This is a genomic window from Mariniflexile litorale, assembly GCF_031128465.2.
GTDB classification, from domain to species: Bacteria; Bacteroidota; Bacteroidia; order Flavobacteriales; family Flavobacteriaceae; genus Mariniflexile; species Mariniflexile litorale.
This window is the reverse complement of sequence record NZ_CP155618.1, coordinates 4,224,706-4,242,213: the sequence shown is the minus strand read 5'-3', so window position 1 is coordinate 4,242,213 and position 17,508 is coordinate 4,224,706. Positions and strand designations below refer to the sequence as shown.

The window sequence follows — 17,508 nt, the reverse complement described above, 5'->3', positions numbered from 1 at the left end:
TTAATTACCACCATACATATGCCCATCTGTAAAATCTTTATATTTTTCTTCTGGTTTTTCTATTTCTTCACTAAGCCTGTCTAAACGTTCATTTTCTTTTTTAAGTTTATAAGATTTTCTAATCCCCAAAATTAATAAACAAGCAAAGAAAATAACAACAATAGTTAAGATGGTTAGAATATTCGATTGGCTTATTAAAAGAGCTGTATGATGAAAAGAATTTATTAAATTTGTTAGCATAGTCAGTGCAAAAATTTGATTTAAAAGCAAGTCAAATATAATGTATTTTATTCATTAAGCAATTATAAATGAAATTACCAACTTCATTTAATAAGATATATATTACATTTTTAAATTGCTGTTTCACTCAGTTTTAAATGCATTATATTTTCAAATAAAGTAAGTAAAGTAAAAATTACTTTAATTTTATTAATCTTAATTAGATACTTTTAACGAAATTGCTTCTCATATTTTAATAAGCTTAATTTACTATTAATGATATCATCTGATAAATTAAAGAACATAAAAACAGAATTACTTTCTAATAATTATTATACCTTAAATAAGGTAACCTTCGATTATAAATTAAGTAACGGAAATTGGGTAACACAAGTGCGGGAATGTTACGATAGGGGTGACGGTGCGGGTATTTTGCTCTATAATAAAGAAAAAGGCAGTATTATTTTAACGCGTCAATTTAGAATGCCTACATTTTTAAATGATAATAAGGATGGCTTATTGATTGAAATTTGCGCAGGCATGTTAGATAAAGATAACCCTGAAGCTTGTATTATAAGAGAAACAGAAGAAGAAGTAGGATATAGGTTGAAGGAAGTGAAAAAAGTATTTGAAGCGTATTCTTCGCCCGGGGTTATGACTGAAAAAATGCATTTTTTTATAGCGGAATACACCGATGCAATGAAGGTAAGTGGAGGTGGAGGTCTAGAAAGTGAGCATGAAGATATTGAAGTTTTAGAATTACCATTTACTGAAGCTATTATCATGCTTAATAACGGAGAGATACACGATACCAGAACGATTGTTTTGTTGCAATATGCTTTAATACATAAATTGTTGTAACTAAGCGAAGGGGGCATTTATAAAATCAACAATCAAATCAGTTATTAATATCCCAACTTGTATTTCTGTTTTTTTTGTAACAGCAGCTTCACATATATGTAAATAATAAGCGTTTTTTTGTTTACCAAAGTATGTAACAAAACTTCTAGTTTTATTTGCACTAAATCCCCTAGGGGTTATGGAACTACTTGAGATATTATCTATGGCATGACAATCTATTTCGACCCCAAAAGGTTTATCGGCAACATGATTTGCTGCACGTTTCAGTCCTTCTGTATACTTTAATCCTTTGCTAAGAACCAAATCTTCAAACATGTTATATTTGATTTTTTTTAATGATATAAATAATCTATCTGAAATATAGCTTCTTTGCAATCCGAAAATAAAATAATTATTTAAAAATCCTTCAGCGTAAGCATAACTAAAGCCATTTCCACTATGACGACCTTCTTCGGGTTCAAAATCGGAATGCGTATCAAAGTTTATAACATTTATAGGCTTCTTTAAAGCTAAGCTTGTGCCTTTTATATTGCCATAAGCATTGTTATGACCACCACCAATAATAATAGGCTTTTTTCCTGCCGAAACAATTAATTGAACAATGTGAGTAACGTATGTATCTATTTTGCTCACAATTTTTCTAGCTTTCATAATACTTTTCTTTTTAGTAGCATCTAGCTTAGAAACTTTTAATAATTCTTTAGTAAAATCAAGATGCCCTAAAATTAAAATCTTATTAGCTTTTGTAATCTCATTACTTTGTATGTTTAATAAATTTTTTAATGTAACTTCCCATGCTTTAGAGGTACTGGTTTTTCTGTAGTTTGCATAACCCCCAACATTTTCGGGTAAGCCAATAATTACATGGGTAACATCTAAATTTATAAGTTGGTCGTATATATTTGAAATACTGGTTAATATTTGAATATGTTCACCAAATTTGGATTCACCATGGCGTTTGTTTAGTAATTCATCTAGAATATTATTGTTAAATAAAACCAGTTTATCCATAAAAGAGCAATTAAATTTTGAAATAAAAATACATTATTATTTATTTACATCATTAAAAAGGAAAAGTATTATAATTAAAGAACATTTGAAATTAAAAACATTAAAAACAAGTAATTATGGAAAACAATAAAAGTAGCATGGGGCTTAAAGTAGCATTGGGTATTGCATTAGTTTTATTTTTAGGAACTGCATTCTACACAATGAATTTATATCAAACTAGCTCAAAAGTTCAAAAAGATTTAACCGAGCAAAAACAATTGGTGATGAATGATTTGAACGCTATGGCTAAACAATATGATGAAGCTATTGGCGAAAATGAAATTGCCAATAACGATTTAGTTGAAGCTAGATCTCGTATTCAAGGATTAATCGATTCGTTAAAAATTTCTGAAACTAATATAAAAAGCTTGTGGAGTTACAAACAAAAATATGCTTCATTACAAAAAGAAATGGACGTTTTATTAGCTGAAAATGATAAATTAAAAATTCAAAATTCATATTTAGCAACTTCTTTAGACAGTACACGTGTGCGATTAGAAGAGCGTACTATATTTACCGATTCTTTATTAATTCAAAACAATGCTTTAGCTGAGGTAGTTTCAAACGCAGCTGTATTAGGAGCTGTAAACATGAAAGGCTTTGGAGTTATTGAAAGAACTTCGGGGAAATTAATACCAACAGAAAGAGCTAGTCGTGCCGATAAAATTAGAGTATGTTTTACAGTGCCTAAGAATAAATTAGTTCAATCTGGGAATCAAGAATTATATGTTCAGGTTATAGATCCAAAAAATAACACATTAGGTTTAAATGAACAAGTAGCATTCGGGTATAAGTCTTTAAATTACAGTATAATAAGTAAATTTAATTATGAAAACTCAAGTTTAGACATATGCGAGTTTGTTGCAACAAAAGGAAAAGAAGAATTTCAAAAAGGACGCTACACTATAAATGTTTTTAATGAGAAAGATTTAGTAGCTACATCAGAGTTTACTTTAAAGTAAACCGTATATAATACACACTTATTAAAAAGCCTTAGGTTAATCCCTAAGGCTTTTTGTTTTTTTATAAGGTCTAGTATTTAGTTTCATGCATCTAAACAAATTTATATGCCAATTGTAGAGAAATTAATTAAAGAAGGATGAGAAGCTGTAATTTTAAACCATATATAGTTTTAGATAAATATTTATCCAAAGTTCTATATGCGTAAAGTGCTATTAAAAATTCAATCTCTCTTTTTACTGTATGAATCAAACCGACTCTCACACAAATTTTTTAAACTCTTTTAGTAATATTTCAGAAGACATTATTGAAGAACTTTTAAAAATATCCGAATTTAAAACTCTCAAAGCAGGTAAGCAAATAGTTAAATTAAACGAAGCACCTTCCAAAATATATATGCTTGTTTCTGGAATAGTAAGGTGTTATTTAAGTACAGAATCTGGTAAAGAATTTAATAAAAATTTTTATATGCCACTAAGTTTTTTGGGACCTTTAACGGCTTTAATTCAAAAGAAACCATCTTTATTTATGTTTGAAACACTTGAAGATTCTGAAATGTATGAGGTGGATTATTATAAACTTATGAAGTTATGTGAAAAACACAAATCACTTAACATGTTGTATTCAAAAGTTTTAGAGTCTATTTATGTTTTATATGAAAAACGACTTGTAGAATTAATTTCGTTAGATGCTAAACAGCGATATACAGAATTGCAAAAACAAATCCCCAATGTAGATGCGCTAATGCCTCAGTATCATATAGCGTCTTATTTAGGAATAACAGCGGTTCAATTGAGTCGAATTAGAAAGAAAATTGATAAAAATTAACATTTGTTAACAGTAAAGAACATGTTAAATTATATATTTGGATGGATTTCCTGATTTAAACCAAATAAGGATTAATAGCTAACCAACCAAAAAAAAACAGGTAATTTCGATTACCTGTTTTTTATTTTGCAGTAATTAGATATTTATTTTAAGCCACCTACCATATCTTCAGGTTTTACCCAAGCATCATAATCTTCAGCTGTAACATAACCTAAATTAATAGCTTCTTCTTTTAAAGTTGTTCCATTAGTATGAGCCGTATTTGCGATTTCAGCAGCTTTATAATAGCCAATTTTAGTATTTAATGCTGTAACCAGCATTAATGAATTGTTTAATAATTTTTTAATGACTTCGTGGTTTGGTTCAATACCAACAGCACAATGCTCATTAAAACTAGCGCAAGCATCCCCTATTAATTGAGCAGATTGTATGGCATTTGCGGCCATGACAGGTTTAAATACATTCAATTCATAATGGCCTTGTAAACCACCCACAGAAATAGCCACATCATTACCAATAACTTGAGCACAAACCATGGTTAATGCTTCACATTGTGTTGGGTTAACTTTTCCAGGCATAATAGAACTACCTGGTTCGTTTGCTGGAATAATAATTTCACCAATACCACTTCGTGGTCCAGATGCCATCATTCTAACATCATTAGCAATTTTATTTAAAGAAACCGCTAATTGTTTAAGCGCTCCGTGTGTTTCAACCAGGGCATCGTGTGCAGCAAGCGCCTCAAATTTATTAGGAGCAGTAATAAATGGAAGTCCTGTAAATTCTGCAATGTATTCTGCAACACGTTTGCTATATCCTTTTGGCGTGTTTAAACCTGTTCCTACAGCAGTACCTCCTAATGCTAGTTCGCTTAAATGTGGCAAGGTATTTTCTAAGGCTTTTAAACCGTGATCTAGCTGTGCAACATACCCAGAAATTTCTTGACCTAAAGTTAGTGGCGTAGCATCCATTAAATGGGTACGACCAATTTTTACAACATTTTTAAATGCTTCGGATTTTTTCTTGAGCGTGTCGCGAAGTTGTTTAACCCCCGGAATAGTAACTTCTACTACTTTTTTATAAATAGCAATATGCATACCAGTAGGGAAGGTGTCGTTCGATGATTGCGATTTGTTCACATCATCATTAGGTTGAATTGCTTTCTCTCCCTCACCAATAATTTTTCCTGCCAATTGTTGTGCTCTATTTGCAATAACTTCATTAGCATTCATATTGCTTTGTGTTCCAGAACCTGTTTGCCAAATAACAAGCGGGAATTGGTCATCGTGTTTGCCAGCTAAAATTTCATCACAAACGGCAGCAATTAAATCGCGTTTTTCAATTGGTAAAACTCCTAATTCGCAATTGGTATAGGCAGCTGCTTTTTTTAGATAGGCAAATCCGTAAATTATTTCTAATGGCATAGACGCCGAAGCCCCTATTTTAAAATTATTTCTAGAGCGTTCTGTTTGTGCTCCCCAAAGTTTATCGGCAGGCACTTTTACCTCGCCCATGGTGTCTTTTTCTATTCTAAAACTCATTATAAAATGATTTAATTTTAAGAAGCAAAGTTAACTGATTTATGGTTTTTATTAGTAAGAAAGTGATTAGTTTTTTTAACAGATATATAACGAGTTGATTTTTATCAATTGAAGAAAAATGGTTATATTAGCTAGTATAGAATTCATTTATTAATTTCAATAAAACATTATATATTATGGCAACAATTAGATTAGGTGACATTGCACCAAATTTTACTGCAAAGTCAACTGAAGGAAATATTAATTTTCATGAATGGCTAGGTGATAGTTGGGGAATATTATTTTCACATCCAGCTGATTACACTCCTGTTTGTACAACTGAGTTAGGTACCGTAGCTAAATATAAACCAGAGTTTGATAAGCGTAACGTAAAAGTTGTTGCGTTAAGTGTTGATGGCTTAGAATCTCATAAAGGTTGGGTTAACGATATTAATGAAACCCAAAACACCACAGTAAACTTTCCTATTATTGCAGATGAAGACAAAAAGGTGTCTGAACTATACGATATGATTCATCCAAATGCAAATGATAAACTTACAGTACGTTCTGTATTTGTAATTGGAGATGATAAAAAAGTGAAGTTAATTATAACTTATCCAGCATCTACAGGTAGAAATTTTGATGAACTTTTAAGAGTTATCGATAGTTTACAATTAACAGCGTATCATAAAGTAGCTACTCCAGCCAACTGGAAAAACGGTGAAGATGTTGTTATCTCTCCTGCAATTACAAATGAACAGATCCCAAGTATGTTTCCAAAAGGGCATAAAGAAATAAAACCTTATTTAAGAATGACGCCACAACCTAATTTAGATTAACAACACCTGTTAATATTTTTTTAGTTTAGCTATTGTTTAACAAAAACAGTTGCATTATCTTTGCGTAATATTTTTTAATAGATACATACAATTATGTTTGATTTTGACCAATATTTAGGATTTTTAGCATTTTTATCCATATTAACATTAGGCTTCTGGTTAATGATTTTCTTATTAACTTTTGTGATTCCTTATTGGATAGGTGGTGCTTTAATTGAAAGATTAAAAGAAATAAGAGAAGAGAAAAAGGCTAAACGTCAAAATTCATAAACACAATATAATTTTTATAAACAAAAAAGGGAAGCTAATTAATTAGCTTCCCTTTTTTATTTTTAGTTGTTGTATTATCCTTCCATATCAAAACCTGATCCACCCCCATTGTTTTGACGTTCTGGTTTCTTTTTTTGATTAAATCTATAGGTAAATGATAAGTTGAAATTTTGTCCTCCGCGAAATTGCATATCTCTTGTGCTGAAAAAAGTAGGAGTGTCTATTTCTCCTTTAAATCTTCTACTATTTAATAAATCACTTATATTAAACGCGATAGAAGCCTTTTCTTTAAATAAATCTTTGCTAAAAGCAAGATTTATAGAAAATATCCCTTCTCTCGTATTTTGAGCGTCTTTGCTAGGACCTCTATAATCCATATTCGTTTGCCAATCAATATTTGCTGGAAGCGTGTATTTGTTGCTTAATCTAATATTCCAGCTTAAGTTTTCTGCATCATAGTTTACTCCATTAAAATCACCTCTGGTAATGTTTTTAAATAGGTTAAAATCTGTATTTATACGCCACTTTCTTGTGGGTGTATAGTTAACGTTAAATTCGTAACCATAACGATCTTCTGTAGCCATGTTAACAGGAGTTCTTTGTACCACAGGAATGTCTTGCCCATTTATTTGAACAGTGTCTCCTGTTTCAAAACTCACCCAATTACTATCATCTTTTTCGTGCTGAAAATATATAGAGGTACTTAATGTTACTTTATTAAATCTATTTAAATATCCTAAATCGTATAATCCAGAATAACTAGGGTCTAGGTCTGGATTGCCTTGAAATATATTGGTAAGACTGGTTCTTGACGGGAATGGATTCAAATGGAAACCACGAGGTCTTTGCAGTCTTCTACTATAGCCTAAGGTTAAACTTTCTCTTTCACTTAATTCATAACTAAAATTAATTGTTGGAAATAAGCCCGTAATGTTTTTCTTTTTAAAATCGCCACTTGTTGGTTGATCTATAGTGGTTTGTGTATTTTCCATACGCAAGCCTAATAAATAAGAAAACTTATTTATTTTACTTCCAAATTGTGTGTAAAACGCATTTACATATACTTTAAAATTGAAAGTATTTGATAAGTTATTGTCGATTTCAAAATTGTTTGTTGTCGTGTTAAAAAGTTCTACAGTATAGTCAGTTGATTTTGTGCTAAAATCACCTCTATATCCAAGTTCAAACTGGCTATTTTCTCCAATAGGTAAAACATAATCAGATTGAAGAAGAATATTTTGTTGGTTATCTAAAGTTTCAACTTTATCGGTTTCTATACCATTATTAACAATTAAAGACTCTTCATTATCCTTATTATCTTCATATTGAAAATCGAATGTAAATTTATGTCCGCTTGTTTTAAAATTTTTGGTGAAATTAGTCGCATATTGAATGGTTTTATTACCACCAAATTCGGGGTCTAAACGAATACTTTGTCCTGTGAAATTTAGATTTTCATCATACTGCACTATTTTGTTTGTAGAATTTGATTCATTATCTGAATCTCTATAAACTAATGAAGTGGTTAATGATGCCGAATCGTTAATATACCATTCAAGTCCAATATTAGAAGTAATTCCCTTACTTTGGTTATCGGTATCTGATTTTTCATCTAAATAATTCCCAGTTGTTTTATATCTAGTGTTCGTGTATGCGTGCCCTATAGACTCTCTGTAATTATAACTGGTGGTATTAAAAAAATTAACATCACCCGTTCTGTAATTTATATTTCCAGAAAGACCAGCTGATTTTGGATAGCCGGCGTTTGCTGTAATGGCACCATTAAAACCTTGCAGCTTACTTCTTCGTAAAATAATATTTAAAATACCTGCAGTTCCTTCAGATTGGTAGCGAGCTGATGGAGAAGTAATTACTTCTACTTTTTCAATAGCATCAGCAGGAAGTTGGCGTAGAGCCTCGGTAGAATTTAAACCAACGAGTCCAGATGGTTTTCCATTAATAAGAATCGTAACATTTTCATTTCCTCTAAGAGCAACATTTCCTTCAACTCCTACAGACACAGAAGGAATGTTGTCTAAAACATCACTCACATTACCGCCGCTTACCGTAAGATCTTTACCTACATTATATATTTTTTTGTCGAGTTTAATTTCAACCGTTGTGCGTTCAGCAATAATTTCTACTTCACCTAATGAAGCAAAATCAATTTCTAAAGCAATTGTGCCTAAATTTTGGTCTGATACTAATTTTTTATTAGAAAGCGTTATTTTTTTATAAGAGATATACTCTATTGTAACATCGTAAAGGCCTTCAGCAACTTTGATACTGAAATTTCCATTGGCATCGGTTATGCCTCCATCAACTATTTTATTTTCTTTTTTACTAAAAAAAGCGACTGTAGCATATTCTAAAGGATCTTTGGTGTCTTTATCTATAACTTTACCAGTAATAGTAATGTTTTTATCTAAAAAATCATGTTTATTTTTTGGTGACGCATGTGCATGTATAATAAATGAAAAGAATACAAATAAAGATATAAAAGTTTTTATCATGATTAATTTTTGCGAATTAGACTCGCAAAAATAGTCATGGTTTAACGTGTTTTTGTTAAATAAAAGTTAATTAACTTAAGTTGATTTATGCCTCTATATTATATGATTTCAGAGATTTTTTGGGTAGGTCTACCTATTACAGCTTTGTTCCCATTAATAACTATGGGGCGCTCTATAAGTTTAGGATTTTTAACCATAGCATCAATAATTTGGTCATCAGTTAAGTTTTTATTTTTAAACTCGGTTTTCCAAGTAGCTTCATTTTTTCTAACTAAATCAATTGGTTTAATATTTAAAAGTTTAATAATACCTTTTAATTCTTGAGTAGATAAGGTGTCTTCAAGATATTTAATAACTTCAAAGGGTTTGCCTGATTCTTCTAATAATTCTAATCCGCAACGTGATTTACTACATCTATTATTGTGAAGGATTTTTATCATGATAATTGGATATTATAATTTTTTAACTGTTGAATGAGTTTTTCTGAATTTTTGAAATGTATACCATTAATACCTAAGGTATTTGCCGCTTCAATATTTCTTAGATTATCATCAATAAATAATGATTTTTCTGGAGTTATATTAAATCTATTTAAACATATTTCATAAATGTCTTTAAACGGTTTTCTTGTTTTTTCATCCCCTGAAACCACAATACCTTCAAACCATCCTAAAAATTCGAAACGTTTTTGGGCTATAGGAAAGGTTTCATGACTCCAATTAGTTAAAGCAACTACTTTGTATTTTTTAGATTGAATTAAATCTTGTAGAATTTTAACAGTACCATCAATAGTACCCCCTAGCATCTTTTCCCAGTCGCCATAAAATAGTTTTATATGTTGTTCGTGTTCAGGGAACTTATTTATTAAATCTAGAGTTGCTTGTGCTAGCGGGTAACCTGCATCTTGGTTTTCGTTCCAATCACTGGTACAAATAGTATCAAGAAACCATTGCATTTTTTCTTTATCGCCATCAAATGCATCAAAAAAAACGTATTCAGGGTTCCAATCGATTAAAACGCCTCCTAGGTCAAAAATTATGGTGTCTATTTGTTTCATAAAGTATTGTTATCTTCTACTTTTTGCCCCATCATCATTAAGTATGCTTTTAAAAATGAACTAATATTTCCATCCATAACGCCATCTACATTACTAGTTTCATGACCAGTTCTAACATCTTTTACTAGTTTATAAGGTTGCATGACGTAATTACGGATTTGACTTCCCCATTCAATTTTCATTTTACCAGCTTCAATATCTTCACGTTGTGCCATTTGCTTTTGCAACTCAATTTCATATAACTGAGATTTAAGCATTTGCATGGCTCTGGAACGGTTATCGTGTTGGGAGCGTGTTTCTGAACATTGTATTTGAATCCCTGTTGGTTTATGTGTTAATTGTACCTTGGTTTCTACTTTATTGACGTTTTGTCCGCCAGCGCCACTGGAGCGCGCAGTGGTGATTTCAATATCGGCAGGATTTATTTCTATTTCAATCGTATCATCAACCAATGGATATACATAAACAGATGCAAAACTGGTGTGACGTTTCGCATTACTATCAAAAGGGGAAATACGCACCAAACGATGCACGCCATTTTCGCCTTTTAACCAACCGAAAGCGAAATCGCCTTCTAATTCTAATGTCACTGTTTTTATACCAGCGACATCACCTTCTTGAAAGTTGAGTTCTTTTACTTTAAATCCGCTTTTTTCAGCATACATTAAGTACATACGCATAAGCATGCTGGCCCAATCACAACTTTCGGTACCACCAGCACCAGCAGTTATTTGTAAAACTGCGCTTAAACTATCGCCTTCATCTGAAAGCATGTTTTTAAACTCGATATCTTCTAGTAATGTAAACGCTTTTTGATATTGTTCCTCAACATCTTCGGCAGTAGATTCTCCTTCTTTATAAAACTCATAAAGAACTTCTAAATCTTCGGTAAGTGTTTTGGCAGTGTTATAATCTTCAACCCATTTTTTAGTTACACGAAGCGATTTCATTGTAGCTTCGGCAGCTTTGGCATCATTCCAGAAATTAGGGTCGAAGGTTTTTTCTTCTTCGTTTTGTATTTCAATAAGTTTTCTATCTACGTCAAAGATAGTGCCTAAGTTTGTCAAGGCGGGTATTAAGATTTTTAATCTGATCTGAAGTTATCATTATTAATTTTGTTTTGAACAAAAATAGGATTTATAGTAGGAGCAGAAAACAATTCTTAATATAATTTTATAGCTTTACCTATATTTTTTGATATGACTATAGACCTAAGAAGCGATACCGTTACAAAACCATCAAAAGCCATGTTGGAAACCATGATGCAGGCCAAAGTGGGTGACGATGTATTTAGAGAAGATGAAACAGTAAACCAATTAGAAACACGCATTGCAAAGATGTTTGGTAAATCAAGTGCGTTGTTTTTTCCTAGCGGTACTATGGCAAACCAAACCGCATTAAAACTTCATACAAGTCCAGGAGATCAAATTATTTGTGATAAATACGCCCATATATATAATTATGAATCTGGTGGAGCATCTTTTAATAGTGGGGTGTCTTGTAAGTTGATAGATGGTAATCGCGGCATGTTTACTGCAGAACAAGTAATAGATGCGATAAATCCGGATGCTTATTATTACAGTTCGACGCGATTGGTTGAGATTGAAAATACAGCCAATAGAGGCGGAGGTTCTTGTTGGGATTTTAATGAAATTTTAAAAATTAGAAAGGTTTGCGATGAAAACAATTTAGGATATCATTTAGATGGCGCTCGTTTATGGAATGCTTTGGTTGAAAAGAAACAAACCACTGAGCAATATGGTGAAGTATTCGATACCATTTCGGTGTGTTTAAGTAAAGGTTTGGGATGTCCTGTAGGTTCTGTTTTAGTAGGTGATGAAGCCATTATGAAAAACGCTCTTAGAATTAGAAAAGTGTTTGGTGGTAATATGCGACAAGCTGGGTTTTTAGCCGCCGCAGGACTCTATGCCTTAGATCATAATATACATAGATTGGTAGACGACCATAAAAAAGCCAAAGAAATAGGCGAGGTGTTGGCTAAGTTAGCCTTTATAAAAATTGTAGAACCTATTGAAACCAATATTGTAATTTTCGAACTAAATAATGATGTGAATGAAAAAGAATTCATTCAACAGCTAACAAACAAAAACATACATATTATAAGTATGGGAACTAATAAACTACGTATTGTAACTCATTTAGATTATACTATTACCATGCATGATAAGTTAATTAAGGTTTTACAAACTCTGTAATATAGCCAATGAGTCTAAAAATCTGACTATCTAATTAATCTATTTAAACATATCCAATCCCGGAATATTCGGCATACCTTCTTTAGCAACTGCAGCAAGTTCAGCTTCGTTTATACTTGTGGCTTTTTCAATGGCTTTATTCAAAGTAAGAATTAAATAATCTTCAAGTTGTTCTTTATCTTCAAGCAAACTTTCATCAATATCAATAGATTTAATGGTTCTATTGGCTGTTAAAGAAACTTGAATTTTATTGTCGCTACTTTTTTCGTCAATTAAAACGGTATCTAAACGTTTTTTAGTTTCTTCTACCTTTTTTTGGGTTTCTTTCAGTTTACCCATCATATTCATCATATCTCCAAACATAATTTTATAATTTTTAAATGAACACAAAGCTATTTAATTTTTCTATTTTTGCGCCCTAAATTTAGGAATAAATATGTCTTTACCAGAAATAATTCAAACACCTCAAGCAAGTAAGCAACCAAAAGAACTCAAAATTCATGATGATGTTCGTATTGATAATTATTATTGGTTGAATGATAGAGAAAATCCAGAAGTGATTAATTATTTAAATGCTGAAAACACCTACACTAAAGAGGTTATGAAGCATACTGAAGCGTTTCAAAAGGATTTGTTTGAAGAAATGAAAGGAAGAATTAAGGAAGATGATGCTTCGGTGCCTTACAAGTTAAACGGCTATTGGTATATTACGCGTTACGAAAAAGGGCAAGATTATCCCATATATCTTCGTAAAAAAGAGTCTTTAGAAGCTCCAGATGAAATACTGTTCGATTGTAACGAGATGGCAAAAGGTTTTGCTTTTTTTAATTTAGGGAGCATCTCTATTAGTCCTGATAACAAGTTGGTAAGTTTTTCAACAGATATTGTTGGAAGAAGGCAGTACACCATTCAAATTAAAAATTTAGTTACAGGAGAAATCTATTCAGACAAAATTTTGAATAGTACAAGCAGTTCTACTTGGGCAAATGATAACAAAACTTTGTTTTATTGCAGAAAAAATGAAGTCACTTTGCGTTCGGATAAAGTTTTTAAACATAAATTAAATACAGAGAGCATAGAAGACGTAGAGGTTTTTCATGAAGCGGATGAAACGTTTAACACGTTTGTCTATAAAACAAAATCAAAAAAATATTTAATTATTGGTTCGTCAAGTACAGTCTCATCAGAGTACCGTTATGTAAATGCCGATACACCCGATGGTGAATTTAAAGTATTTCAAAAGCGACAACGCGATTTTGAATACAGCATTGCACATTATATGGATAGTTTTTATATCATTTCAAATTGTGATGGTGCTACCAATTTTAAATTACTTAAAACCAGTGAACTTCATACAGAAAAAGCCTATTGGGAGGATGTAATTCCGCACAGAAAAGAAGTGCTTTTAGAGGATATTGAAATTTTTAAAGACTATTTGGTTCTTAACGAACGCGAAAACGGACTTAATAAATTACGGATCATCAGTTGGGATGGAAATGAAGATTATTTTCTGCCTTTTGAAAGTGAAACCTACACAGCATATATGGGTAACAATCCTGATTTTGATAGTGAGGTACTACGATATGCATACAATTCATTAACCTCACCAAGTTCAGTTATCGATTATAATTTTAAAACTAAAACGAGTGAAGTTAAAAAAGAGCAGGAAGTTTTAGGCGGCACATTTAAAAAAGAAAATTACGAATCGAAACGTATATGGGCAACCGCACGTGACGGGGTAAAAGTACCTATGTCATTGGTTTATAAAAAAGGCATAGCTTTAGATGGTACAAGTCCGTTGTTGCAATACGCTTACGGCTCTTACGGTTCAACAATCGATCCTTCTTTTTCTTCAGTACGACTAAGCTTGCTCGATCGTGGGTTTATTTACGTCATAGCACACATTCGTGGTGGTGAGTATTTAGGTAGAGATTGGTATGAAAATGGAAAGCTATTAAATAAACTAAACACATTTTATGATTTTATTGATTGCTCAAAGTATTTAATAGAACAAAATTATACTTCAGCTAAACATTTATATGCTTATGGCGGATCTGCTGGTGGGTTACTTATGGGAGCTGTTATTAACATGAATCCAGAATTATATCATGGAGTTCTTGCTGCTGTCCCGTTTGTAGATGTGGTAACAACAATGTTGGATGATACTATTCCTTTAACAACAGGAGAGTATGATGAATGGGGAAATCCTAACAAATTGGAGTATTATAATTATATGAAATTATATTCACCTTACGATAACGTAGATTCAAAAAAATATCCTAATATATTGGTTACAACAGGATTGCATGATTCTCAAGTACAATATTGGGAACCTGCAAAATGGGTAGCTAAATTAAGAGAATTAAAAATTGATACTAATAAATTATTGCTTTATACTGATATGGATGCTGGTCATGGTGGGGCATCAGGGCGTTTTGAAAGCTTAAAAGAAGTTGCTTTAGAATATGCCTTTTTATTAGATTTAGAAGGAATTCATGGTTAATAAAAAAAAAAGTTTTACTTTTGTCAGGTTTTAAGTTACAAATATTTTTAGTAAAAATATAGTAACTTTCCTAAAAGGTATTTATGAAACACAGAAATCAAGTTTTTGATAATGTATTAGACTTAGTAGGCAATACACCGCTTATTAAACTTAATAAAGTAGCTTCAAAATTCAAAGGTCAATTTTACGCAAAAGTAGAATCTTTTAATCCAGGACAATCTTCAAAGGATAGAATAGCAACTTATATTATTGAAGAAGCAGAACGAAAGGGTATTTTAACCCCTGGATCTACCATCATAGAAACTACTTCTGGCAATACAGGTTTTAGTATTGCTATGGTAAGCATTATCAAAGGATATGATTGTGTTTTAGCAGTGAGTTCAAAATCTTCAGCAGATAAGATTGATATGCTAAAAACCATGGGAGCTAAAGTTTATGTATGTCCCGCGCATGTGAGTGCAGATGATCCTAGGTCTTATTATGAAGTTGCTAAAAGATTGCATAGTGAAATGAAAGGTTCTGTGTATATCAATCAATATTTTAACCAACTTAATATTGATGCACATTATAAATCTACGGGTCCAGAAATTTGGAAACAAACTGAAGGTAAAATTACACACCTTGTAGCTTGTAGTGGTACAGGTGGTACCATTTCTGGAACAGCAAAATATTTAAAAGAACAAAACCCAAATATAAAAGTTATTGGAGTCGATGCATTTGGTTCGGTACTTAAAAAATATCACGAAACAAAAGAGTTCGATGAAAAAGAAATTTATCCTTATAGGATTGAAGGTTTGGGAAAAAATTTAATTCCTGGAGCTACGGATTTTGATATTATTGATGAATTTGTAAAAGTAACAGATGAAGAAAGTGCTCATACAGCAAGAGAATTAGCAAGAACCGAAGGTCTTTTTGTAGGGTATACGTCGGGTGCTGCGACTCAGGCACTTAAGCAATTAGGAGAACAAGGTATGTTTAAAAAAGATGATAATGTAGTGGTAATTTTTCCAGACCATGGTTCACGTTACATGAGTAAAGTTTATAGTGATAAATGGATGCAAGAGCAAGGTTTCTTTGATAGTATAAATGAAGCCACAGTGAAAAACATAGAATATATAAAATAGTGTTAATAAGTACATAATAAAGGAGGTAGCATTTGTTTTAGTAGCAAAAAGTTATCTCTTTTTTTATTTTATAAATAATTGAACACAAAAAATTATGTACAAAGAATATAAATATTTAATTTTGCACGAACTAACTAAGAACTAAAAAAGCTTAATAAATATAATGAAACACTTAGCAAGGTGTTTTTAATTTTTAATAAGCCACTTCAAGTTAATAGTTGATTCTTAATTTTAATAGCAATTTGATTTAAAATAAATGAAAGATTTATTCGAGAAGATTTATAAAGACAAAGGTCCGTTAGGAAAATGGGCGTCTCAAGCTGAAGGGTATTTTGTATTTCCTAAATTAGAAGGACAGATATCAAACAGAATGAAATTTCAAGGAAAAGACGTTATTACTTGGAGTATAAATGATTATTTAGGATTAGCAAATCATCCTGAAGTACGTAAGGTAGATGGAGAAGCAGGACTAGCTTATGGCTCTGCATATCCTATGGGAGCTCGAATGATGTCTGGTCACACAGATCTTCATGAAACACTTCAAAAAGAGTTAGCTGAGTTTGTTGAAAAGGAAGCTGCCTATTTATTGAATTTTGGATATCAAGGGATGGTATCTACCATTGATGCTTTAGTGTCTAAAGATGATATTATTGTATATGACGTAGATGCACATGCTTGTATTATTGATGGTGTACGTCTTCATATGGGTAAGCGTTTTACTTACAAACATAATGATATTGTAAGTTTAGAAAAGAATCTTGATCGAGCTACTAAAATGGCTGAACAAACTGGAGGAGGTATTTTAGTTATCACTGAAGGTGTTTTTGGTATGCGTGGAGAACAAGGAAGGCTTAAAGAAATTGCTGCGCTTAAAAAGAAATATAATTTCAGGTTTTTAGTAGATGATGCTCACGGTTTTGGTACACAAGGTGAAACAGGTGCAGGTACAGGTGAAGAGCAAGGTGTTCAAGATGATATAGATGTTTATTTTGCTACGTTTGCAAAATCTATGGCAGGTACTGGAGCTTTTATAGCTGCGGATAAAGAGATTATAGATTATCTTAAGTATAATTTACGTTCTCAAATGTTTGCTAAATCGTTACAAATGCAATTAGTGGTTGGTGCAAGAAAGCGTTTAGAAATGCTTAAAACCATGCCAGAACTAAAAAATAAACTTTGGGAAAATACCAATGCGTTACAATCTGGACTTAAAGAAAGAGGTTTTGATATTGGAACAACGCAAAGTTGTGTAACGCCTGTATATTTAAAAGGAAGTATTCCTGAAGCCATGGCCTTAGTAAAAGATTTACGTGAGAATTTCGGCGTATTTTGTTCTATAGTGGTTTACCCGGTAATACCTAAAGGATTAATTTTATTAAGATTAATACCAACCGCAACCCATGTATTAGAAGATATTCAAATTACTTTAGATGCTTTTGATGCTATTCGAGCACGTTTGGAAAATGGGACTTACCAACGTTTATCTGCCTCAGTAGTAGCAGCTATGGGCGAATAATAAGTTTACATATATTTTATTATATAAAAAAG

The 17,508-nt window shown here is 31.7% G+C and carries 17 protein-coding genes; 9 read left to right on the top strand and 8 right to left on the bottom strand.

The annotated features are described in order from the left end of the window. The gene (locus QLS71_RS17985; RefSeq protein ID WP_308993585.1) at window positions 1-240 is read right to left on the bottom strand and encodes a hypothetical protein; all 240 of its coding nucleotides are present in this window, start codon (window positions 238-240) and stop codon (window positions 1-3) included. 255 nt (window positions 241-495) lie between these two features. Here QLS71_RS17985 and QLS71_RS17980 point away from each other — a divergent pair, with 255 nt between their 5' ends. Continuing rightward, entirely contained in the window at window positions 496-1,080 is a 585-nt protein-coding gene (locus QLS71_RS17980) for an NUDIX domain-containing protein (protein ID WP_308993584.1), read from the top strand. Here QLS71_RS17980 and QLS71_RS17975 read toward each other — a convergent pair whose 3' ends face one another. Then, entirely contained in the window at window positions 1,081-2,091 is a 1,011-nt protein-coding gene (locus tag QLS71_RS17975) for an arginase family protein (protein ID WP_308993583.1), read from the bottom strand. 116 nt (window positions 2,092-2,207) lie between these two features. Between QLS71_RS17975 and QLS71_RS17970 the strand changes: the two genes are divergently transcribed. Together QLS71_RS17970 and QLS71_RS17965 are read left to right on the top strand one after the other, a co-directional pair. Beyond that, a complete protein-coding gene (locus tag QLS71_RS17970) occupies window positions 2,208-3,092 on the top strand; it encodes a chromosome partitioning protein ParA (protein WP_308993582.1) in 885 nt (294 codons plus the stop codon). 241 nt (window positions 3,093-3,333) lie between these two features. Further along, window positions 3,334-3,918 (top strand): Crp/Fnr family transcriptional regulator, encoded by a 585-nt coding sequence (locus QLS71_RS17965; RefSeq protein ID WP_308993581.1) that lies wholly within the window; start codon window positions 3,334-3,336, stop codon window positions 3,916-3,918. A gap of 143 nt (window positions 3,919-4,061) precedes the next feature. On the opposite strand, the gene fumC is transcribed toward QLS71_RS17965, so the two are convergent. Then, on the bottom strand, window positions 4,062-5,459 hold the full coding sequence (fumC, locus tag QLS71_RS17960; RefSeq protein WP_308993580.1) for a class II fumarate hydratase: 1,398 nt from the start codon (window positions 5,457-5,459) through the stop codon (window positions 4,062-4,064). A 176-nt stretch (window positions 5,460-5,635) separates the two neighbouring features. On the opposite strand from fumC, the gene QLS71_RS17955 reads away from it, so the two are divergent. Both QLS71_RS17955 and QLS71_RS17950 read left to right on the top strand, forming a co-directional pair. Next, window positions 5,636-6,277 (top strand): peroxiredoxin, encoded by a 642-nt coding sequence (locus tag QLS71_RS17955; RefSeq protein ID WP_308993579.1) that lies wholly within the window; start codon window positions 5,636-5,638, stop codon window positions 6,275-6,277. A gap of 93 nt (window positions 6,278-6,370) precedes the next feature. Further along, window positions 6,371-6,547 carry a hypothetical protein gene (locus tag QLS71_RS17950; protein ID WP_308993578.1) on the top strand — a complete coding sequence of 59 codons (177 nt, stop codon included), beginning with the start codon at window positions 6,371-6,373 and terminating at the stop codon, window positions 6,545-6,547. Between the two features lie 74 nt (window positions 6,548-6,621). Here QLS71_RS17950 and QLS71_RS17945 read toward each other — a convergent pair whose 3' ends face one another. From QLS71_RS17945 to prfB, 4 genes are all read right to left on the bottom strand, one after another. Next, on the bottom strand, window positions 6,622-9,060 hold the full coding sequence (locus QLS71_RS17945; protein ID WP_308993577.1) for an outer membrane beta-barrel protein: 2,439 nt from the start codon (window positions 9,058-9,060) through the stop codon (window positions 6,622-6,624). Between the two features lie 98 nt (window positions 9,061-9,158). Then, window positions 9,159-9,500, bottom strand: a complete 342-nt coding sequence (gene arsC, locus QLS71_RS17940; RefSeq protein ID WP_308993576.1) for an arsenate reductase (glutaredoxin) — start codon at window positions 9,498-9,500, stop codon at window positions 9,159-9,161. After that, window positions 9,497-10,117, bottom strand: coding sequence for an HAD family phosphatase (locus QLS71_RS17935; protein ID WP_308993575.1), 621 nt, complete (start codon window positions 10,115-10,117; stop codon window positions 9,497-9,499). The genes arsC and QLS71_RS17935 overlap by 4 nt, the downstream gene beginning before the upstream one ends. Continuing rightward, window positions 10,114-11,224, bottom strand: a protein-coding gene (gene prfB, locus QLS71_RS17930) for a peptide chain release factor 2 (RefSeq protein ID WP_308993574.1) whose coding sequence is annotated in 2 segments (ribosomal slippage) — window positions 10,114-11,160 and window positions 11,162-11,224 — 1,110 coding nt in all. Because the reading frame shifts where the segments join, the coding sequence is not laid out codon by codon here. Before prfB ends, QLS71_RS17935 begins: the two co-directional genes overlap by 4 nt. 92 nt (window positions 11,225-11,316) lie before the next feature. Here prfB and QLS71_RS17925 point away from each other — a divergent pair. Further along, on the top strand, window positions 11,317-12,333 hold the full coding sequence (locus QLS71_RS17925) for a GntG family PLP-dependent aldolase (protein ID WP_308993573.1): 1,017 nt from the start codon (window positions 11,317-11,319) through the stop codon (window positions 12,331-12,333). 39 nt (window positions 12,334-12,372) lie between these two features. On the opposite strand, the gene QLS71_RS17920 is transcribed toward QLS71_RS17925, so the two are convergent. Next, on the bottom strand, window positions 12,373-12,696 hold the full coding sequence (locus QLS71_RS17920) for a YbaB/EbfC family nucleoid-associated protein (protein ID WP_308993572.1): 324 nt from the start codon (window positions 12,694-12,696) through the stop codon (window positions 12,373-12,375). Between the two features lie 73 nt (window positions 12,697-12,769). On the opposite strand from QLS71_RS17920, the gene QLS71_RS17915 reads away from it, so the two are divergent. The 3 genes from QLS71_RS17915 (at window position 12,770) to QLS71_RS17905 (ending at window position 17,476) form a co-directional block, all read left to right on the top strand. Beyond that, on the top strand, window positions 12,770-14,836 hold the full coding sequence (locus QLS71_RS17915) for a S9 family peptidase (RefSeq protein WP_308993571.1): 2,067 nt from the start codon (window positions 12,770-12,772) through the stop codon (window positions 14,834-14,836). An 83-nt stretch (window positions 14,837-14,919) separates the two neighbouring features. After that, complete coding sequence (locus QLS71_RS17910; protein WP_308993570.1) at window positions 14,920-15,960, top strand: cysteine synthase family protein; 1,041 nt, start codon at window positions 14,920-14,922, stop codon at window positions 15,958-15,960. Window positions 15,961-16,216: 256 nt separating this feature from the next. After that, the gene (locus tag QLS71_RS17905) at window positions 16,217-17,476 is read left to right on the top strand and encodes an aminotransferase class I/II-fold pyridoxal phosphate-dependent enzyme (protein ID WP_308993569.1); all 1,260 of its coding nucleotides are present in this window, start codon (window positions 16,217-16,219) and stop codon (window positions 17,474-17,476) included. Window positions 17,477-17,508: the final 32 nt, after the last annotated feature.